The sequence below is a fragment of the Streptacidiphilus sp. EB103A genome (genome assembly GCF_041261405.1).
GTDB lineage: Bacteria > Actinomycetota > Actinomycetes > Streptomycetales > Streptomycetaceae > Streptacidiphilus.
Map to the genome: position 1 here is coordinate 80,499 of NZ_JBGCAQ010000005.1, position 20,065 is coordinate 100,563.

At 70.4% G+C, this 20,065-nt stretch carries 19 protein-coding genes; 15 read left to right on the forward strand and 4 right to left on the reverse strand.

Translation table 11 applies throughout. The annotated features are described in order from the left end of the window. Positions 1-19: 19 nt before the first annotated feature. The 6 genes from ABH941_RS09500 (at position 20) to ABH941_RS09525 (ending at position 5,104) form a co-directional block, all read left to right on the forward strand. Positions 20-730, forward strand: a complete 711-nt coding sequence (locus tag ABH941_RS09500) for a GntR family transcriptional regulator (protein WP_370128216.1) — start codon at positions 20-22, stop codon at positions 728-730. A 76-nt stretch (positions 731-806) separates the two neighbouring features. Beyond that, complete coding sequence (locus ABH941_RS09505; RefSeq protein ID WP_370128217.1) at positions 807-2,177, forward strand: acyclic terpene utilization AtuA family protein; 1,371 nt, start codon at positions 807-809, stop codon at positions 2,175-2,177. Beyond that, on the forward strand, positions 2,174-2,575 hold the full coding sequence (locus tag ABH941_RS09510) for a DUF4387 domain-containing protein (protein ID WP_370128218.1): 402 nt from the start codon (positions 2,174-2,176) through the stop codon (positions 2,573-2,575). The genes ABH941_RS09505 and ABH941_RS09510 overlap by 4 nt, the downstream gene beginning before the upstream one ends. After that, positions 2,538-3,194: a TetR/AcrR family transcriptional regulator gene (locus ABH941_RS09515; RefSeq protein WP_370128219.1), complete on the forward strand. Its 657-nt coding sequence runs from the start codon at positions 2,538-2,540 to the stop codon at positions 3,192-3,194. The genes ABH941_RS09510 and ABH941_RS09515 overlap by 38 nt, the downstream gene beginning before the upstream one ends. Positions 3,195-3,230: 36 nt before the next feature. Then, the gene (locus ABH941_RS09520) at positions 3,231-4,295 is read left to right on the forward strand and encodes a class I SAM-dependent methyltransferase (RefSeq protein ID WP_370128220.1); all 1,065 of its coding nucleotides are present in this window, start codon (positions 3,231-3,233) and stop codon (positions 4,293-4,295) included. 62 nt (positions 4,296-4,357) lie between these two features. Further along, positions 4,358-5,104, forward strand: a complete 747-nt coding sequence (locus ABH941_RS09525) for a response regulator transcription factor (RefSeq protein ID WP_370128221.1) — start codon at positions 4,358-4,360, stop codon at positions 5,102-5,104. Positions 5,105-5,113: 9 nt separating this feature from the next. On the opposite strand, the gene ABH941_RS09530 is transcribed toward ABH941_RS09525, so the two are convergent. Further along, complete coding sequence (locus tag ABH941_RS09530; RefSeq protein WP_370128222.1) at positions 5,114-5,905, reverse strand: VOC family protein; 792 nt, start codon at positions 5,903-5,905, stop codon at positions 5,114-5,116. Positions 5,906-6,125: 220 nt separating this feature from the next. Between ABH941_RS09530 and ABH941_RS09535 the strand changes: the two genes are divergently transcribed. The 6 genes from ABH941_RS09535 to ABH941_RS09560 are packed head-to-tail and all read left to right on the forward strand — an operon-like array spanning position 6,126 to position 13,528. Further along, positions 6,126-7,745, forward strand: a complete 1,620-nt coding sequence (locus ABH941_RS09535) for an FAD-dependent oxidoreductase (protein WP_370128223.1) — start codon at positions 6,126-6,128, stop codon at positions 7,743-7,745. Positions 7,746-7,756: 11 nt separating this feature from the next. Next, positions 7,757-8,842, forward strand: coding sequence for an alpha-hydroxy acid oxidase (locus tag ABH941_RS09540; RefSeq protein ID WP_370128224.1), 1,086 nt, complete (start codon positions 7,757-7,759; stop codon positions 8,840-8,842). Further along, the gene (locus ABH941_RS09545) at positions 8,839-10,224 is read left to right on the forward strand and encodes a cytochrome P450 (RefSeq protein WP_370128225.1); all 1,386 of its coding nucleotides are present in this window, start codon (positions 8,839-8,841) and stop codon (positions 10,222-10,224) included. Before ABH941_RS09540 ends, ABH941_RS09545 begins: the two co-directional genes overlap by 4 nt. Continuing rightward, the gene (locus ABH941_RS09550; RefSeq protein ID WP_370128226.1) at positions 10,221-11,498 is read left to right on the forward strand and encodes a cation:proton antiporter; all 1,278 of its coding nucleotides are present in this window, start codon (positions 10,221-10,223) and stop codon (positions 11,496-11,498) included. Before ABH941_RS09545 ends, ABH941_RS09550 begins: the two co-directional genes overlap by 4 nt. Before the next feature lie 60 nt (positions 11,499-11,558). Continuing rightward, entirely contained in the window at positions 11,559-12,242 is a 684-nt protein-coding gene (locus ABH941_RS09555; RefSeq protein WP_370128227.1) for a response regulator transcription factor, read from the forward strand. Further along, complete coding sequence (locus ABH941_RS09560) at positions 12,239-13,528, forward strand: sensor histidine kinase (RefSeq protein WP_370128228.1); 1,290 nt, start codon at positions 12,239-12,241, stop codon at positions 13,526-13,528. The genes ABH941_RS09555 and ABH941_RS09560 overlap by 4 nt, the downstream gene beginning before the upstream one ends. Here the strand turns inward: ABH941_RS09560 and ABH941_RS09565 are convergent. Beyond that, on the reverse strand, positions 13,512-14,315 hold the full coding sequence (locus ABH941_RS09565; protein ID WP_370128229.1) for an exodeoxyribonuclease III: 804 nt from the start codon (positions 14,313-14,315) through the stop codon (positions 13,512-13,514). The genes ABH941_RS09560 and ABH941_RS09565 overlap by 17 nt on opposite strands. Before the next feature lie 151 nt (positions 14,316-14,466). Here ABH941_RS09565 and ABH941_RS09570 point away from each other — a divergent pair, with 151 nt between their 5' ends. Further along, a complete protein-coding gene (locus ABH941_RS09570) occupies positions 14,467-15,249 on the forward strand; it encodes a hypothetical protein (protein WP_370128230.1) in 783 nt (260 codons plus the stop codon). A gap of 108 nt (positions 15,250-15,357) precedes the next feature. After that, on the forward strand, positions 15,358-16,848 hold the full coding sequence (locus tag ABH941_RS09575; protein WP_370128231.1) for a multicopper oxidase family protein: 1,491 nt from the start codon (positions 15,358-15,360) through the stop codon (positions 16,846-16,848). Positions 16,849-16,872: 24 nt separating this feature from the next. On the opposite strand, the gene ABH941_RS09580 is transcribed toward ABH941_RS09575, so the two are convergent. Next, the gene (locus ABH941_RS09580) at positions 16,873-17,682 is read right to left on the reverse strand and encodes a thioesterase family protein (protein WP_370128232.1); all 810 of its coding nucleotides are present in this window, start codon (positions 17,680-17,682) and stop codon (positions 16,873-16,875) included. 242 nt (positions 17,683-17,924) lie between these two features. Here ABH941_RS09580 and ABH941_RS09585 point away from each other — a divergent pair, with 242 nt between their 5' ends. Next, a complete protein-coding gene (locus ABH941_RS09585; protein WP_370128233.1) occupies positions 17,925-18,200 on the forward strand; it encodes an isoamylase early set domain-containing protein in 276 nt (91 codons plus the stop codon). 22 nt (positions 18,201-18,222) lie between these two features. On the opposite strand, the gene ABH941_RS09590 is transcribed toward ABH941_RS09585, so the two are convergent. After that, positions 18,223-19,851 carry an MFS transporter gene (locus tag ABH941_RS09590; RefSeq protein WP_370128234.1) on the reverse strand — a complete coding sequence of 543 codons (1,629 nt, stop codon included), beginning with the start codon at positions 19,849-19,851 and terminating at the stop codon, positions 18,223-18,225. Positions 19,852-20,065 lie beyond the last annotated feature (214 nt).

Below are 20,065 nucleotides of genomic sequence, written 5' to 3' on the forward strand. Positions count from 1 at the left end.
GCAGATATCAAATGGTGCCATGACGCTTCCCGAACTCAGTTCACAGTCCCTGGCCGACCAGGCGTACCGGGCGCTTCGGGCGGCCATCGTCAAGGGAGACCTGCCCTGGGGTGAGAAGATCACCGAGCGCGGCCTCGCTGCGAGCCTGGGCGTGAGCGCCACCCCGGTCCGTGAGGCCCTGCGCCGTCTGGAACAGGAACAGCTGGTCGAGCGCACCGGCCTGCGCTCGCTGCGGGTGGCCACCGTCTCGCCCGAGGAGCGCACCGAGAGCGCGGCCATCGAAGCCGCCCTGGAGGGCGTCGCCGCCGGGTTCGCCGCACGCAAGGCCACGACCGAGCAGCTCGACCGGATGGCGCAGCTGCTCGACACCGCCGACTCCGCCGCCGACGTCCTGCGTGCCGACCGCGACGCCGGCCGGGAGCTGGACCCCGGGGCGGTCGAACGGATCTTCAACGCGGTCCGCGACTTCCACACGGCGGTGGAGGCCACGGCCGCCAATGCACAACTGCTGCGCACCCTGGAGCAGGTCCGCGCGTTCAGCCGCTCCGAGCGGCTGCGGATCGCTTCCGCCCAGCTCACCGCGGGCAGCACCCCCGGCCAGGTCCAGCGCTACGGCCAGCACCGGCAGATCCTGAACGCGCTGCGCGAGCGCGACGCCGATCTCGCCGAAGAGCTCGCCCGCACCCACGCGGCCTCCGCCGCAGGCGACCTCGTGGGCTGGGACGCCTAGGAGTCACCCGCACCCGACAGCGAGCTTTACTCACCATCACTTTGCTATAGCAAATTTACTGAATGGGAAGACACCCATGGAGATCAGGATCCTGGCGCCCACCGGCGCCCTGGGCGCAGGCTTCCGCCGCGAGTCCCTGGAACGCGGAGTGGCCATGCTTCCGCACGTCATCGCCTGCGACGCCGGCTCCACCGACAGCGGCCCCTACCACCTGGGCAGTGGTGTACCGAAGCTCTCCCGCGAAGCCGTGACCCGCGACCTCCGCCTGCTCCTCAAGGCCCGCGACACCCTGGGCGTGCCACTGATCATCGGCTCCTGCGGCACCAGCGGCCGCGACGCCGGCGTCGACCTGGTCGCCGGTATCGCCCGTGACATTGCGACGCAGGAGGGTCTGTCGTTCAGGCTCGCCCTCATCTACGCCGACCAGGACCCCGCCTACCTCACCAAGCGCTACGAGCAGGGCCGCATCCGTCCGCTGGACCCCGCGCCCCCGATCGACCGCGACACTCTGACCGACAGTCACGTCGTCGGCATGATGGGCGTCGAACCCATCCAGCAGGCCCTGCGCGAAGGCGCCGACGTGGTCCTGGCCGGCCGCGCCAGCGACACCGCCCTGTTCGCCGCACTGCCGCACGCCATGGGCGCCGACCCGGGACTGACCTGGCACGCGGCCAAGACCATCGAGTGCGGGGCCGCGTGCGCGATCCCGCCCAGCGCCGACGGTCTCTTCGTCCACCTGCGCGAGGACTGCTTCGACGTCGAACCCCTGGACCCCGCCGCCCGGCTGACCCCGCACTCGGTGGCCGCCCACACCCTGTACGAGAACGCCAACCCCTACCTGATCACCGAACCCTCCGGCGTTCTGGACACCACCGACGCCACCTACACCGCCCTGGACGAACGACGGGTACGAGTCGCCGGAGCCCGCTACCGCCCCAGCGACGCCTACACGATCAAACTTGAGGGCTCCCGGCTCGTCGGGTACCAGACCATCGCGGTCGGCGGGATCCGCGACCGCGTCGTGATCGAACAGCTCCCCACGCTGCTGCCCATGGCCCAGGGGTACTTCCGCGCCAAGATCAGCGACATCTTCGACGGCGGGGTCGACCCAGACGACATCGACATCGACTACCGCCTCTACGGGCAGCACGCCGTCCTCGGCCCGCTGGACCCGGCCCGCGACCGGACCGCCCACGAACTCGGCGTCCTGATCACGATCACCGCCCCCACCCAGGCCCTCGCCCACGCGGTGGCGACCTTCGTCGCCCACTCCAGCTCGCACCTGCCGATACCCCAGTACGAGGGGCTGGCCAGCACCGTCGCCTTCCCCTTCTCGCCCCCCGAGACCGACCGCGGCCCCGTCTACCGGTTCACCCTGAACCACGTCGTCGTGCCCAGCACTCCCTACGAGATGTTCCGGGCCGTCCACCACGAGGTGAAGCCGTGACCACCCTGCTCGACCTGTGCTCCCTGATCCGCTCCAAGAACGCCGGCCCCTTCGTCCTGACCTTCGACTTCATGTGCCGCGACCAGCAGAGCTACCGGACGCTGCGGGCCTCCGGACTGCTCACCCCCCAGCTCTTCGCCGACCTCTACGGCGCCGACCCCGACCAGGTCCTGGTGGTCCATCACGACCGCGCCCAGGCCGTCAAGGTCTCGCTGCCCCGCCCCGTGCGCCAGGGCGACATCCACGACTCGGACAGCTACGGCGGCCAGCAGTACGCCCCGCTGGTCGACCTCGAAGTCCCGGTCCACCCGCTCCCGATGTATACAATGCTTACTTCGCCGTACGAGGAGAATGCCGACCGTGTCGACTCCGGAGAAGCCCCGCTACCACCACGGTGATCTGCGCGCAGCCCTGCTGGGCGCCGCCATGGACCTGCTGGAGGAGGACGGCGGCAGCCTGTCGCTGCGCGCGGTCGCCCGCCGGGCCGGCGTCTCACCGGCCGCGCCGTACCGGCACTTCGCGGACAAGGAGGCGCTGGAGTCCGAACTCGCGGCGGCCGGCTTCGCCGACCTCAAGCAGCGCCTCCTGGGCGCCGCGGACGCGCTGCCGGTCACCCCGGAGGAATTCGCGCTGCTCGCCGTCGGCTACGTCCGGTTCGCCCTGGACCGGCCGGTACTCTTCCGGCTGATGTTCGGCGACCCCTGCTCCGACACCGAGGACGCCCGGACCGTCGCCGCAGCGGAGCTCCGCACATACGTGCTGGCCTGCGTGAACGAGGCGTTCCCGGGAGCCGACGCCGAGGCCCTGGCCACAGCGGGCTGGTCGCTGGTCCACGGCCTGGCGTTCCTGCACCTGGACGGCAAGCTCCCGTCGGGGAACCCGGAGGAGGTCGACGCCCGCGTGGTCTCGGCGGTCACCGCGATCCTCACCCTGCAGCCGAAACAAGAGCGCGTTCATGCCGCACACCCGTCGCGGCCATACGGAGAATCCCGTATCGCCGGGCGACGCCAGGCCTGATGGACTGGCAGGTACCGCACCGAGGAGGTGGTTGCCATGGCCTCAGCCATGGACGAGGACAAGGTCATGGAGTTCCTGGGCCGCGTGGTGACGGACGCCGGGGCAGCGGTCGCCGGACTGTGCACCTCGCTCGGCGACCGGCTGGGCCTGTACACGGCCATGGCCGGCGCAGGTCCGCTCACGTCCGCTCAGCTCGCGGAGAAGACCGGGCTCACCGAGCGCTACGTCAGGGAGTGGCTGGCCGCCCAGGTCGCGGGCGAGTACGTGGTCTACGACGGCGACCGGGACGGCTACCTGCTGCCGGACGAGCACGCCGCCGTGCTCGCGGACCCGAGCGCGCCCACCTACGCCGCCGGGTTCCTCACCATGATGCAGGCGCTGTACGGCAGCGAGGACGCGCTGATGGAGGCCTTCCGCACCGGTGAGGGGGTGGGCTGGGAGGAGCACAGCGCCGCGCTGTTCGCGGGCACCGCCAAGTTCTTCCGCCCGGGCTACACCGGCGCCCTGGTCTCCGAGTGGCTGCCCGCGATGAACGGGACGACCGCCAAGCTGGAGCGCGGGGGAGAGGTCGCCGACATCGGCTGCGGATTCGGCTACTCGACCATGCTGATGGCGCAGGCCTACCCCAAGTCGCACTTCCACGGCTTCGACTTCCACCAGCCCTCGATCGACGCCGCCAGGCAGATCGCCCAGGAGCAGGGACTGGCCGACCGGGTCAGCTTCGACGTGGCCACCGCCCAGGACTTCCCCGGCGACGGCTACGACCTGGTCACCTTCTTCGACTGCCTGCACGACATGGGCGACCCGGGCCGGGCACTGGCCCACGCCCAGCAGGCCCTGGCCGAGGACGGCAGCTGCATGATCGTCGAGCCCAACGTCTCGGCGGACGTGACGGAGAACATCAACCCCATCGGCCGCGCGGTGGTCTCCGCCTCGGTCGCCGTCTGCCTGCCCTCCGCGCTGGCCCAGCACGGACCGCAGACGCTGGGCAACCACGCCGGCGAGGCCGCCATGCGCGACCTGGCGGACGGCGCCGGCCTGCACCACTGGAAGCTCGCCGCCGAGAGCCCCGTCAACCGGGTGTACGCCGCCAGCCGGTAGAACACCGGTGGACACCACAGCCCCGATTTGACCAGGCGCCCCGGGCGGAGCACGCTCCAAGAGTGACTCCGTCCGGGGAAGCCGGACTACGGCGCATCCTGGCCGTGATCGACCTCCTGCTCGATGCCGTCGACGAGGAGACGCTGCTCCCAGCGCTCCTCCCGATGCTGCTCCAGGCGGTTCCGGGGGACAGCCTGATCTGGTCGCTGCGCACCGCTGCCGGTCGTCAGCCGCTCAGCACACCGACCGACCTCTTCGGCCCCGATGCCGTGCGCACCTTCTTCCGGCACGCACCGGCCGACCCGCTTTTCCGTCACTGCGACATCGCCAGCGCGGTTCCGCTGCGCCGGTCGGACCTGCAGACGCGCACCGAATACCACGGACTCGCCACCTACGCCGAGGTGCTGCGGCCGGTCGGAGCCGAGTACCAGCTCGCCATGGCGTGTCCGGCCGGGTACGCGCGCACCGGTCGGCGCAGCGTCTGCCTGGTCGTGAACCGCAGCGGCAGCGACTTCACCCAGGCCGACGTGGCGGCCTCGGAACTGTTGCGGATCCGGCTGAGCCACGCGCTGGACCGGCTCGCCCCCTGCGTGCCGACCCCCGCCGGAGTCACCGCTCGTGAGTCCGCGGTCCTGGACCTGCTCGCCCGCGGCATGACGGACCAGCAGATCGCCCACTGCCTGGACGTCTCCGCCCGCACCGTGGACAAGCACCTGGAGCACGCCTACGCGAAACTCCAGGTCCACTGCCGGGTGGAGGCCGCGAACCTCTGGCTCACGGCCTCCACCCGACGCCAACGGGCCCGATAGCGGCAGGGGTCAGGGGGCCGCGGGTGCGCTCAGTGCGACCACGGCGAAGGTGGCGCCCTGCGGGTCCTGGAGGACGGCCATCCGGCCGACCTTCTCCATGTCGAACGCGGGCGCCATCACCGAGCCGCCGGCCCGCACCAGTGCGTCGACGGTGCTGTCGGTGTCGTCCACGGCGAAGTTGACCAGCCAGTGCGGCGGAACCCCGGGCGGCAGGTTCTCCATGCCCTGCACGCCGCCGATGACGCGGCCCTTGACCATGAGCCCGGTGAATTCCGGCATCTCCGGCATCGGACCGGCCTCCAGGCCGAGCGCGGCCTGGTAGAAGGTCCCCGCGGCCTCGGGGTCCGTGGTGCTGAGCTGGTTCCAGACCAGTGCGCCGGGCTCGTTGACGATCTGGGCCCCGGGGAACTCCAGTGGCTGCCACACCCCGAACACCGCGCCCTGCGGGTCCGCGGCGATCAGCATCCGGCCGATCTGGCCCACGTCCATGACCGGGGCGATCACGGCGCCGCCGTTCGCGGTGATCGCGGCCTGGGTGGCGTCGGCGTCCGCGCTGGCGAAGTAGGTGGTCCAGACGGTGGGCGGCGGAGGCTGGTCGCCCATGGACATCGACTTCATGATGCCGGCGACCGACTTGCCCCTGAGCGTGCAGACCGAGTAGCCGCCGAACTCCTCGGAGCCGATCTCGCCCTGCCAGCCGAACAGGTCCCGGTAGAAGTCGAGCGCGGCCTGCTGGTCCGGGGCCATCAGGTCGATCCAGCACGGCGTACCGGGCTCGTACGGAGCAGTGACTTCAGACATGTGTCATCTCCCGGTGGTGGACTGGCTCAGGCGGGCGCCCGGGCGGGTAGCACGTCCCCTGGACCACTCTCCCCTCGCTGCACCGCGGACGCCATCCGGAGCACCGAAACGGGCCCGCGCCGCCTCGGCCCGCTCGACCACGCGACCTGTCAGGGCACGGACTCTGAGGTCCTTCTGAGATCGGGCAACGACCATTCACCCCATCGGGTTGGAGACGGCTGTGACGACGGAGGCCGATGTGGTCGAACGCACTCTTGACTGCCTGGTGATCGGTGCCGGCCCGGCGGGGCTGCAATTGGGCCAACTGCTCGGGGAGCAGGGACGCGACTACCTGATCCTCGAACAGGGCAGTGCGCCGGGGAGCTTCTTCGCGACCTATCCGCGGCATCGCCGTCTCATCTCGATCAACAAGGTCCACACCGGCAGCACCGACCCGGAGTTCAACCTCCGGATGGACTGGAACTCGCTGCTGTCCCCGGACCCCGCGCTGCGGTTCACCCGTTACAGCGAGCGCTACTTCCCCGAGGCCGAGGACCTGGTCCGCTATCTGGCCGACTTCGCCGCGGCGTTCGGCCTTCAGGTCCGCTACGGCACCAGGGTCACCGAGGTCCGTCGTGACGGGGGCCGTGAGGGGGGCTTTGCGGTCACCGACGACGCGGGCCGGGTGTACCGGGCCCGTCGCGTCGTGGTGGCCAGCGGTGTCAGCCTGCCCCACGTCCCGCCGATACCAGGGGTGGAGACCGCGGAGCACTACGCGTCCGTCTCGGTGGAGCCCAAGGACTTCACTGATCAGAGGGTGCTGATCATCGGCAAGGGCAATTCGGCGCTGGAGACCGCCGACAACCTGATGGAGACCGCGGCGGTGATCCATGTCGCCGGACCGCACGCGCTGCGGCTCGCCTGGCAGAGCCACTTCGTCGGACATCTGCGGGCCGTGAACAACAACTTCCTGGACACCTATCAGCTGAAGTCGCAGAACGCGGTCCTGGACGGATCGGTCCTGGCCATCGATCGGCGCGACGACGGCTACACGGTGCGTTTCGCCTTCTCCCGTGCCGATGAGGTGGTCAAGGAACTGCGCTACGACCGGGTCATCGTCTGCACAGGCTTCCGTTTCGACGCCTCGGTCTTCGTCGAGCCGGACCGGCCGCGCACCGTGATCAACGACCGCTTCCCGGAGATGACCGCCGCGTACGAGTCGGTGAACGTCCCCGGCCTGTACTTTGCCGGAACACTGACCCAGCAGCGCGACTTCAAGAAGTCCACCAGCGGTTTCATCCACGGATTCCGCTACGGCACCCGGGCACTGCACCGGATCCTCGAACAGCGCCACCACGACCGGCCCTGGCCCCGGCGGGAGCTGACCCTGTCGGCCGAGGCGCTGGCGGCGGCCGTGGTCGAGCGGGTGAACCGGACCTCGGCGCTGTGGCAGCAGTTCGGCGTCCTGGCCGATCTCGTCACGGTCGGCCCGGACGGACCGGCCCGCTACTACGAGGAGGTGCCGGTCGGCTTCGCCCACGACTCGGCGTTCCGGGCCACCGACGGCGCCGGTGACGCGATCACGGTGACGCTGGAGTACGGGCCGGACCACGACAAGGTCGACCCCTTCGACATCACCGTCTCCCGGGTGGCGCAGAACCAGCCGGGGGTCGCCCACGACGCCGCGTACCTGCACCCGGTGGTCCGCCACTACCGGGCCGGCGTCCTGCAGAGCACCCACCACATGGCGGAGAACCTGGAGAACGAGTGGGACCGGCCGGACGTCCATGTGCGTCCGCTGGTGGACTTCTTCGCCCGTTCCGTCCGCGCGCTCGGCGGGACCCGGGCGGAGGCGCGCTGATGCGGCCGCGGATGATGTTGACCACCGCAGACTACGAGGACGCCGCCCGCGAGGCACTCGATCCGGTGTACTACGACTATGTCGCCGGCGGGGCCCGTGACGAGATCACCCTGCGGGCCAACCGCGAGGCGTTCGGACGGTTGAACCTGCTGCCCCGGATTCTGCGCGGCCGGGACAAGCGGGAACTCGACCGCACCCTGTTCGACTGTCCGATGAGCATGCCGCTGCTGCTCTCCCCGACCGCCTTCCACCGACTCGCCCACCCGGAGGGGGAGTTGGCGACCGCGAGGGCCGCCGCCGCGGCGGGCGTGGTGATGACGGTGAGCATGGCCAGCACCGTGGCGGTGGAGGACATCGCAGCGGCCGCGCGGACGGTCGCCACCGAACGCCCGCCCGCCCTGTGGTTCCAGCTGTACCTCCAGCCGGACCCCGACGTCACCGAGGCACTGGTGGAACGGGCCACCGCAGCCGGGTGCGCCGCGCTGGTGGTGACCGTCGACTCACCCGTCCTCGGCCTGCACGAGCGGAACAAGCGCAACGGCTTCGACGACCTGCCTGCCGGCATGGCCTGCGAGAACCTGCGGAACCTGCGCGGCGGCGAACCGGGCAGCGTGCGGCAGATCGCCATGTCCGCCGAGCTCTCCTGGGAACACCTGGACCGGCTCCGCGACAGTACCCGCCTACCGGTCCTGCTCAAGGGCGTCCTGCACCCGGAGGACGCGCGCCTGGCCGTGGAGCACGGTGTCGACGGGCTGCTGCTGTCCAACCACGGCGGACGCCAACTGGACACGGTCCCGGCGACGGTGGACCTGCTCCCGGAGATCCTGGACGCCGTCGCCGGACGCGTCCCGGTGCTGCTGGACGGCGGCGTGCGCCGCGGCACCGACATCGTCAAGGCGCTGGCCCTGGGCGCCGCGGCGGTCGGTATCGGCAGGCCGGTGGTCTGGGGTCTGGCCGCCGACGGGGAGAACGGGGTACGGGCGGTCCTGGAACTGCTCCGTGCCGAACTGGACCACACGATCGCGCTGTGCGGGGCGACCGGCGTGGACGACCTGCCGCGCGACCTGGTCCGCCCGGCGTTCCCGGGGCTGCGATGACCGGGCTGTGGTGGGCGCTCGCTGCCCTGGCCGTCCTGGTCACCCTGCCGTACTGGCTGCCGGCGGCCGTGGTCGCGCTCCGGGTGAAGGTCTTCGCCTGGGTCAACGGTGACGAGGGCATCCCGGTCCCGGGCCCGCTGGTCGACACCGCGGCGTTCCGCCGGGTGTACGGACACCCCGCGGCGGACGGGCGCAGCCGCGGGGCGGCGCTGTCCGACCTGTTCTGGTACTGGCTCGCGCCCGGGCCCGAAGTGCACCAGGAGCACCTGGAGCCGGGACCGCGCTACGACGAGGTGGCCCGGTGCACCCGGCTGATCCTCACCGGCCTGGACCGGAAGGGCTGGGAGGATCTGGTCGGCCGCCGGGCCGGCGCCCTGTTCGACGGCTGGACCCGGCCGGGCGCGCGAACGGGCACCCGCGCGGTGCGGCTGCGGGACCTGATGATGCCGTTGTGGGCCGAGGTCTACTACGAGCTCGTCTTTGCCGAGGCATGCCCGCCCGAGGTCAGGGACCTGATCGTGGCCAATGCCGACGACGTGGTCAGCGCGTTGAAGTGCACCAGGCTGCGCCATCTGGACCGCCGTGACGACCTCACCCGCTACTTGGAGCGACGCGTCGCCGCAGGGTCGGTCCCGTGCCCGCTCCCGGCCTCGTTCACCGCCCGGGAACAGGCCTACTACCTCCAGGGGACGTTCTTCAACACAGCGGTCGTGCAGATGTCCGAAGCGATGGCGCACCTGCTGCTGGCGATCGCCACCCATCCCGAAGTCCAGCGGCGGCTGCGGTCCGAAGCGGACGACGACGCCTACCTCGGCCGCGTCATCGACGAGGCGCTGCGGGTGTACCCGCTGTTCGGGGTCGCCCACCGGATCACCTCCGCCGAGATCGCGATCGAGGGAGCGGCGGTCATCCCGGTGGGATCGGTACTGCTGTTCAACTACAGCGAGTACCAGCACGCCGGACTGGCCGACGGCGAGGTGTTCGACCCGGACCGGTGGCTTCGCGTCACGGCCCGGGAGATCAACCACATCCCGTTCGGGATCAGCGCCAACCGTGCCTGCCCGGCCCGGGGCATCGCCCCCGGGACCATGCGGGTCGCGGCCCGGGAGGTGCTGAACCGCTTCGACCTGGCCTCGACCGCCGCCCACACCCGATCGCTGCCCAATCGCGGACCGTGTCTGCTGACACCGCGTCAGTCCGCCTTCGCCGCCGCGCCCCCGCTCGGCCCCCGGCTGGTCCTGCTGAGGGTCCGCGACCGCTGGGAGGGCCTCGGACGCAGTGTCGTGCAGCTGCTGCTGGGCAGTTACATGGTCTGGGACGCCCGCCGCCAGCGCCTGTGCCAACGCTACTTCGCCGCGCAGCCACAGGGGGCCGACTCGTGACCGTGACCCAACTCGCGCCCAGGTTCTTCCTTGCCGCTGTCGTCATCCTGCTGGTGTGCCGCGCTGTCCCCCGGGGCCTGTCCCGGGCCGGACAGCCGCCCGTGGTGGGCGAGATGATCGCGGGGGTGCTGCTGGGTCCCTCGCTGCTCGGCCTGCTGGCCCCCGGCGCCGAGGCGGCCCTGTTCCCGGCGGCACTGCTGCCGGTGCTCTACGTGGTCGGGCAGGTCGGCCTGGTCGCCTTCATGTTCCAAGCCGGACACGAGTTCAAGTCGCATCTGTCGCGCGGGGTCGCCGGCACGGCGCTCACGGTCTCGGCCGCAGGCATCGTGGTGCCGCTGGCCCTCGGTGTCGGCCTCACCCTCGCCGCCCGCGGGCGGGTGGCGATCTTCGTCCCCGGCGTCTCCTCCGCCGTATCGGCGGCGTTCGTCGGCGTGGCACTGGCGATCACCGCGTTCCCGATGCTGGCCCGCATCATCACTGAACGCGGCCTGGCAGGCAGCCGCCACGGGTCACTGGCCCTGGCGAACGGTGCCATGGACGACCTGGTCGCCTGGTGCCTGCTGGCGGCGGTGCTCAGCGTGCACAGCGGACGCTCCTGGCCGGTGATCGAGGCCGTCGGGGGCGCCGTGCTGTTCGCCGCCGTGGTGTTGCTGGTTCTGCGACGGTTCCTGGCCCAGGTGATGGTGCATCCGACAGTCGGCGACGAGACCCGGCTGGTGCTCACCGTCGTGGTCCTCTTCGCCGCCGCCTGGTTCACTGACGAGATCGGCCTGTACTCGGTGTTCGGAGCGTTCAGCATCGGCATGGCCATGCCCGCATCCGCGCAGGCCGAGCGCGTGGTCCACACGGTCGGGTTCACCACCCGAGTCCTCTTCCTGCCCATGTTCTTCACCTACTCGGGACTCAATACCCGCTTCGGGCTGTTCGGCGACCCTTCGCTGCTGCTGTTCTCCCTGGCCGCCGTCGTCGTCGCGGTCGTCGGGAAGTTCGGGGCGTGCTGGGCAGCGGCCCGGATCCGGGGGGAGTCCCAGGCGACGGCGGCCCGACTCGGAACGTTGATGAACGCCCGTGGGCTGATGCAACTGATCGCCTTGAACGTCGGACTCCAGGCCGGAATCGTCAACCGCCGGCTGTTCACCGCCCTGGTCCTGGTGGCCCTGGTCACCACGGTGATGACCGCTCCGGTACTGGCCCTGCTGGACCGGCGCGCGGCGAGCCAGGTTCCAGAGGACGCCGAACACCAGGCTGCGGAGGCGCCTTTGAACACCAGGTGAGGTCCCCGGTGCCTGAGCCGACCCTCCCACGACCCCCATGTCCATGCCAGAATCGGCACAGTGACCGAGTCCACTTCAACCCCAAGTGTGCCGAAACTGCTGATAGTCGAAGACGACAGCGAACTCGGCCCCATGCTCAGCGGACTGTTCGCCGACGAGGGATACGCGGTGGACCTGGCCGCCGACGGACAGCGGGGACTCCATCTCGGGCTGAGCCGCAGCTACCAGGTGATGGTGGTCGACCGCCGACTGCCCGGCATCGACGGCCTGGAGTTACTCATGCGGCTCCGGCGGAAGGCCGTGACCGCGAGAGTCCTGATCCTCACCGCCCTGGGCGACCACTACGAGCGGGTACGCGGCCTAAACAGCGGCGCCGACGACTACCTGGTGAAGCCCTTTCACGTCGACGAGCTGGTGGCGCGGGTAAGGGCGCTGACGCGACGGTTCCTGGAGGAGGCCCAGCAACTGCCGATCGGCGCCGGCCGTCTCGACATCGAACTGCATCAGGTCGAACTGGCCGACGGCAGCGCGGTGCAACTGTCGCCGCGTGAGTTCGACCTGCTGCTGGCCCTGGCACTCCGGCCCCGGAGCGTCCATACAAGGGCCCACCTGCGCGCGAGGGTCTTCGCGGACACCAGCGCGGAGTCGCTGGTGGACACTTACGTGTACTACCTGCGCCGCAAGCTGGGCCGCGAGGCCGTGCTCACCGTCCACGGCTACGGCTACCAGATCGGCACGCTGTGAACATCCCGGCCCCGCACACCGACCAACGGGTGCTGCGCGGCGTGCGGATCCGGCTCACCGCCCAGGTTGCCGCAGTGATCACGGTCGTCGTCGTGATGCTCGGCTGCCTGAGCTACTGCCTCTTCGAGGAACGCCAGCAGGCGGAGATCAGACGTGCGTTGGAGTACTCGCTGGAGCACGGCAGCCCGGACCGCCCGTACCCCTGCGTATGGCTGTTCGTCCAGCGGGCCGGACAACTGGAGCAACCAGTGCAGCACCCGCCCGGGTTCCCGCTGGTCCCGGCCCTGCGCCGGGTGGCACAGGGCCGGCCGACCCAGACCGACGACGTCGCCCGCAACGGGACGCGCTACCTCGTCATCACCGAGGAGCGTGCCGGAGCAGTGCGCCAGGCCGTCTTCGACGAGCGCTACCAGAGCTCGGACCGACGCCAGATGCTGACCGTCCTGCTCATCGCCGAACTGGTGGGACTCGCACTCGCCCTGGCCACCGGGGCGATCCTGGCTGAGCGGGCCATCTCCCCGCTGAGCAGGGCTCTGGTCAAGCAACGGGAGTTCGTCGCCGACGCCAGTCACGAGCTGCGCACCCCGCTCACCCGGATGCACACCCGGGCCCAACTGCTGCTCCGGCGAAGGCAGGGCGAGCTCGGCGCCGATACGGTGGAGGAACTGCGGCGGCTCGTGGCCGGCTCGGCGCAATTGGCCGAGGTCCTGGACGACCTGCTGCTGTCCGCGAGCCTGACACCGCTGTCGACCGGCTACGAGCGCCTGGACCTGTCCGTGCTGGCGGCAGAGGTCGTCGAGGCCGAGCAGGCCCGCGCGGCACAGCAGCAGCTCACGCTCGAACTCAGGAAGCCGACCGAGCCCGCTCTGGTCCACGGGATCGCCTCACCGCTGCGCCGGATGGTCTCCAGCCTGGTGGACAACGCGCTGGGCCACACCCCGCCGGGCGGTCGGGTGCAGGTGGTCCTGGAGGTCATCGACCGCGGCCACACCGTTGAACTCACCGTCGCGGACGACGGTGTCGGCTTCGATCCGGCGGACCGAGGGCGGATCTTCGAGCGGCTGGCGCGCGGGACGCAGGGGAGTGGACACCGGTTCGGCCTGGGCCTGGCTCTGGTCAGCACCATCGTGGAGAACCACGGCGGCACGATCTCCGCCACCAGTCGCCCGGGGAAGGGCGCCACCTTCGCCGTTCTGCTCCCGTCCGCGACCCGCGACCGCGTTCCGCCCCGGGCGGTCCGGACGCAGTCGCCCGGCTCGGGAGGCGTTGTCAGATGTCGAAGGTGACGGTCACCGGTGCGTGGTCGGACCAGCGCTCCGGGTGGGTGGCAGCCCGCTCGACCACCGCCGACATGGCTTTTTCGGCGAGGCCCGGGGTGGCCATCTGGTAGTCGATCCGCCAGCCCGCGTCGTTGTCGAAGGCGCGGCCGCGGTAGGACCACCAGGAGTACGGGCCGTCGACGTCCGGGTGGAGGCGGCGGACGGTGTCGACGTAGCCGGCCTCGTCGATGACGCGGGTCATCCAGGCGCGCTCCTCGGGGAGGAAACCGGAGTTCTTCCGGTTGGTCCTCCAGTTCTTCAGGTCGGCCTCATGGTGCGCGATGTTCCAGTCGCCGCAGACCAGGACCTCGCGGCCGGCCGCTGCGGCGCGTTCGCGGAGGGACTGGAGGTGGTCCAGGAACTCGACCTGGAAGCGCTCCTTCTCCTCCTGGCGCGGGGTGCCCACCTCGCCGGAGGGGAGGTAGAGGCTGGCGACGGTGAGACCGGGGAGGTCGATCTCGGCGTAGCGGCCGGTCGCGTCGAACTCGGCGGAGCCGAATCCGATGCGGCGGTCCTGCGGCTCGGCACGGGAGAGCACCGCGACACCGGCCCGGCCCTTGGCCGATGAGGGCGCCCACAGCACATGCCAGCCCTCCGGCTCACGGACGTGCTCGGCGAGCTGCGCGGGTTCGGCCCGGACCTCCTGCAGGCAGATCACGTCGGCCCTGGTCGCGGCCAGCCACTCGACGTAGCCCTTGCCGGTGGCGGCACGCAGGCCGTTGACGTTGGCCGTGGTGACGGTGAGCGTGCTCATGGCGCCGTGGTTCCCTGCTGGCTCGGAGGCGGAGGACCGGTCCATTCTCCACGACCCGCGGGCCGCCCGTGCGCCGCGGGTGCCGAGTCGGGGACGGTCATGATTCCCGTTGGGTCGTCATGGGCATCCTGGGCGGAGGGGGAGGGCGCGCATGCGTTGGATCGTGATCGTTCGGGTGGGGGCGCTGGTGGGCGGCGTCGCCGCGATTGTCTGCGCGGTGCTGTGGTCGGTGGGGCCCTACCAGGACACCATGGCGTACCGCCATGCGTACCTGTGCTCCGGAGGCGTGCCGACGCCTGCCTCCGCCGCCCACGGTTGCGTCGCCCGGGAGACGGGCACGGTGACTGGCCGGCACTCCTATGTGGAGACGACCAGCGATGAATCGGGGACGAGCAAGCACACCCACTACCAGGTGACGTACCGGCGGGCGTCGGGCGCGACGGAGACCAGGGAGGTCGTCGCCTCCGTCTACAACGTGGCCAGGGCCGGGGAGCGCGCTGACCTGGACACCTGGCGGGGCGCGGTGGTCTGGATCACCGTGGCCGGCCAGGGCGACGGATTCGACCCGCCCACCGAGGGCGTCCTGACAAACACCGCCGTGCTGGCCTGGACCGGGCTGGGGCTGCTGCTCTGGTTCCTGCTGGGGAACGGCACGCTGCGCCAGCTCTTCGGGAACTTCGGCCTCCGGCCGCTCGCGTGGATCGGCTTCGGATACTCGACCGCCGTCATGGTCCACTACGCCCTGACCTACGTACTGAGCACGTCGGACTATGTGGTGGGGGCGCTGCTGTGGCTCCTCCTGCTGGGGCTCTGCGGAGGCGCGGTCTTCGGCGGGTTCGGTGACTTCGACGACCGGCACGGGAAGGACTCCCTGCTGGAGGTGGCGCTCGAGCGCTGGTTCGAGCGCAAGTGGCAGACGGAGCGGGATAGGTAGCCCAGTCTCACCGGCAACGGGAGGTTACACCTGACACTTCGTTAGACTTATGTCACAGACAGGTATATGACATGGTGTCAACATGTCCGGTACCAACCATCACTTGGCATGACCAACACACCCAAGCACTCCGTCAGTCGCCGTTCGTTCTTCACCCGCACCGCCGGCTTAGGAGCCGCCCTCGCGGGCGGCACCGTCTTCGGGATGGCCCTGAACGACAGCAATCCCGCCGGTGCCGCGACCACCACCTCCACCAACGCCACCGCCGCGCTGAGCATCCCCACGCTGCTGTCGCCCACCGTCACCAGCGGCGTCTCGGTCTACGCGCTGGACATGGAGACCGGGACCCACGACGTGCTCGCCGGCACCAGCAGCAGCACCTACGGCTTCAACGGGTCGTACCTCGGCCCCACCATGCAGTGGACCAACGGGGAATCCGTCCAGCTGAACATCACCAACAACCTCGGCGCGGAGAGCACCGTCCACTTCCACGGCGCCCACGTCCCGGCCAAGTACGACGGCGGCCCCCAACTCGCCTTCGCCAGCGGCAGCACCTGGTCGCCGGCGTTCACCGTCAACCAGGAGGCGGCGACCCTCTGGTACCACCCGCACGCCCTCGGCACCACGGCCGAGCAGATCGCCAAGGGCCTGGCGGGCATGATCATCGTGTCGGACTCCAGCACCGCCAGCGCCGACCTGCCCAGCGACTACGGCGTGGACGACATCCCGATCATCCTGCAGTGCCTCGCCGTGGACTCCAGCGGCGACATCAAGTACAACCTCTCCGGCTACAACAGCAGCAGCAGCCTGGAGTTCCCGGTGATCTGCAACGGCACCAACGTGGACGCCACCACGCTCACCTTCACCGCCACCAAGAAGCGGACGCGGGTGCGGTTCCTCAACGCCTCGCTGGCCGACATCATCACCGTCAGCCGCACCGACGGCGGCACGATGACCCAGATCGCCACCGAGCAGGGCTACCTGAACGCCTCCGAGGACGTCACCTCGATCCGCCTGGTGGCCGGTGAACGCGCCGAGGTGTACATGGAGCTGACCGCCGCCGTCACCCTGCAGGCCGTCATCACCACCGGCTGGGTCAAGGGCGGCAGCGGCACCTACGACTTCCTGACCATCACCCCGAGCGCCACCGACACCCCGGTCACCCTCCCGACCGCGCTCAACACCATCACCCGCTACGACACGTCGTCGTTCACCGCACGCACCATCAATCTCCAGGCCAGCGGCACCACCATGGAGATCAACGGCGTCGCCGGCACCACCCTCTCCGCGATGACGTCCAACATGATCACCACCACCGTGGGCTCCAAGGAGATCTGGACGATCAACAACACGACGCAGCTGGAGCACTCCTTCCACCTGCACGACGTCCCGTTCCAGATCATCTCCGTCAACGGGACCGCCCCCACCGGCGCCTACCTGGGCTGGAAGGACATCGTGGAGGTCACCGGCGGCTCGGTGGTGAAGATCGCCATGGAGTTCACCGACTACTACGACACGACCTATATGTACATGCTCCACTGCCACATAGCCCCGCACGAGGACGAGGGCATGATGCTCGGCCTCATGGTCGAGTCGTAGCGCGACCCGACCGCCTCGGGCCGCTCAGGTCGACGGCGCGGTCGGGGCCGGGGTCACGAAGAGGGTCTGGGCGGCGCGGCCGATGGTGGACTTCTCGTCCAGCAGGAGGGTGTCCGCCAGCCCGATTCCGGCCGGGTCGACGGTGGTCCGGGAGCTGAGGCCGACCCAGTCGCCCACCGGCGGGCGGCGCAGATGCACCGTCAGATCGGCGTTGGTGTAGCGGTACCTGGTCATGTCGAGCTCGCCGGAGATGCCGTTGCCGGAGTCGGCGGCGATCAGGGTGCGGCACAGGCCGGAGGTGTCCTCGTCCGCCACCAGCGGGTAGCGGGGACGGAACCAGCAGGTGGCCGGGCCGCGCTCGGTGAAGGCGCCGGCGACGAACCGGAACTCCACGGCGGTGTGGTACCCCTCGTCCCAGGGGACCGGGAAGGTGCTCTCGGAGGCCTCCTGCGGACCCGGGCAGGGGAGCGGCTGGTCGACCCCGGGGGCCGAGCCCTCCTCGGCGCGCATCAGCAGCGCGGTGGCGCGCATGGCCACCCGGCCGTCGGCGAGGCGGAGCTCGGCCTCGACCCGTCCGACGCTGCGGCCCGACTCGGCGGCCCGGACCGCCACCGCCACCTCCGCGAGGGGGACCGGGCGCAGGATCTCGAAGGTCATCCGGACCACCCTGGCGCCGGGCCGATGCTCGGCGGCGAACCGCTCCGAGGCGCGTCCCAGCAGGGCGGCGGGCGGGCCCGCGTGCTGGGCGTCGGGGCTCCAGGGGCCGCGGGTCAGCGCGGTCGGGGTGAACCGTCCCTCCGCGCCGGGAAGGTAGAAGGCGTCAGCGGTGGCCATTACCGAAGAGTAATGCGCATCGGGGCCGGTCGGCCACGGTCGCATGGGCGGGTATTGCGGTGTCGTCCCGAGCGGCGACGGGACTTGCCCGGGGGAATCTGATTAGCTGTCAATCATGTGCCAGGCCCCAGGCGGCTCTTCCGTCCCGGGCGGGCTTTCGGCCATGCTGTCGTCTGACGCCTCGGGCGGGGTCCGACTGCCGGGGCGTGCGGACGACATCAGGAAAGGAGTGAGCGGAGTTGTTGACACGTACCCGTCTGTTCGGTGGACGGACCAGGGTGACGTTCCGGTTGGGCTCGGAGGAGCCGGGCGGGACGGTGAGTGTGGTCGGAGACTTCAACGGGTGGCAGCCCGGCGCGGCCGAGCTGGTCCGTCGCCGCAACGGAACCAGGACGGTCACGCTGACCTTCCCGCCGGGGGAGCACCGGTTCCGGTACCTCGCCACCGGCGGGCTGTGGTTCGACGACGACAGTGCGGACCGGATAGACCCGCAGGGCAGTCTGATCAAGGTCGGCTGACGGTCGGTCGGGCGGATCCGGATCAGCCGCTGGCCTCACCGCCGGTGGCGGGACGGCGTCCGTGCCGCATGAGGACGGCCACCACCAGGCCGACCACTCCGGCGCCCGCCGCGAAGAGCAGGCCGTCACGGTAACCGTTGTCGGCGTAGATCTGAGGCATGGTGATAAACCCGCCGGTCCGGGAGGCGGGTACACCAGGGATGCTGATCTTGAACTTGGCCGGGTTGGCGGCGAGGAACGCGGTCAGGACGGCCGTGCCCACGGAGGTGGCCAGACTGTTGACCACGCCCAGCATCCCGGCGCTGATGCCCTGCTGCCGGGCCGGGACGGCCTCGACGATCAGGTTGGGCGCGGCGGCGTAGAAGGAGCCGAAGCCGAGGCCGAACACCACCGCGATCACGGCGTACTGCCAGGCCGAGTGCGAGAAGAAGGCGTAGAGCAGGCAGGAGAGGGTGAACGTCCCCATGGCCAGGATCAGCGGATAGCGTGGCCCGACCCTGCGAGCCCACTCGCCCGCGCCGCCGCCGGCCAGCATGCCGGTGCCGCCGGAGTAGACCGCCGAGTGCAGCCCGTATCCGAGGAGTGTGGCGCCCAGCCCGTAGGCCATCAGTCCGTTGAAGCTGATGTGGACCAGCGGGGCCATGGCCGGGGTGAGCTGGCCGTTCGAGGCGGCGACCACGTAGGCGACGGCGTGCTGGGTGAGCTGCGCCTTGTTGGGGGTCTGCAGCATGTAGGGGATCGAGTAGCCCTGGATGCCGACGACCATGCTGCCCAGCAGGGCGGCCAGCAGCACCATGCTGACCTTCGGGGAGAACAGCAGCTTCAGGTCCATGATCGGCTGGGCGCTGCGCTTCTCCACCGCGACGAAGGCGAGCAGCAGGGCGACGCCGCCGGCCAGCCAGCCCCAGGCGGTCGGACGGCCCCAGCCCCAGGTCGCGCCGTTGGACAGGTACAGCAGCACCAGTCCGACGCCGACCGCCAGCAGCACCGCGCCGCCCAGATCGAGCCGCTGATGGGTGCGCAGCGGTGTCTCCGGGACCAGCAGCACCAGCAGCGGGATGACCACGGCGACGAAGATCAGCATGAACCAGAACAGCGAGCGCCAGGAGAAGTGCTCCAGCATCCAGCCGCCGACTATCGGCGCGACCAGCGCGGACATCCCCAGTCCGGTGGCGATCACGCCGATCGAGGCCGGGATGTAGCGGCGCGGGAGGATGTCGCGGAACAGTCCGTACGCCACGGTGGGCGCGCTGATGGCGACCGCCTCCAGGGCCCGGCCGACCAGGAACAGTGCCCAGGAGGAGGTGAGGGCGCAGATCAGGGTGCCGACGGCGAAGGAGGCGCCGGAGATCAGCATCATCCGGCGCTTGCCCCACAGGTCGGACATCTTGCCGAAGATCGGGGTGGTCGCTCCGCCCACCAGGCCGAAGATGATCACCATCCAGCTGATGTTGGCCCCCACCCCTGGGAAGGTGGGCGCGATGTCCCGGGCGGCCGAGGCGACCATCGTGTACTGCAGCGCGGCTATCTCGGCAAAGAGCACGACGACGCCGATGACGGCGAAGATGCGCAGGCGGGAGGCGCCTTCAAGGCGAGCGACGGGTGGCTCGGGGTCTGGGGAGGCGGTGTCGGGGACCTGGGCTTGGGTCACGGTGCGGCTCCTCGGCGGCTGGTCGCGGAGGGCCCCTCACGGTCGTCCGCAGCAGTTTCTAACAGACCGTCAGAAAGAAGGGAAGTCAAGAGAGCGCGGGAGCTTCCGCGCAGCTGTGCGGGAGGTGCTGTCCAGTCGGCCGTGGCGTCTGGTTGAATGGTCCCCATGGAGCCGTATGCAGGGGACGCAGCCCGGAGCGGGGGGACGAGGCGTC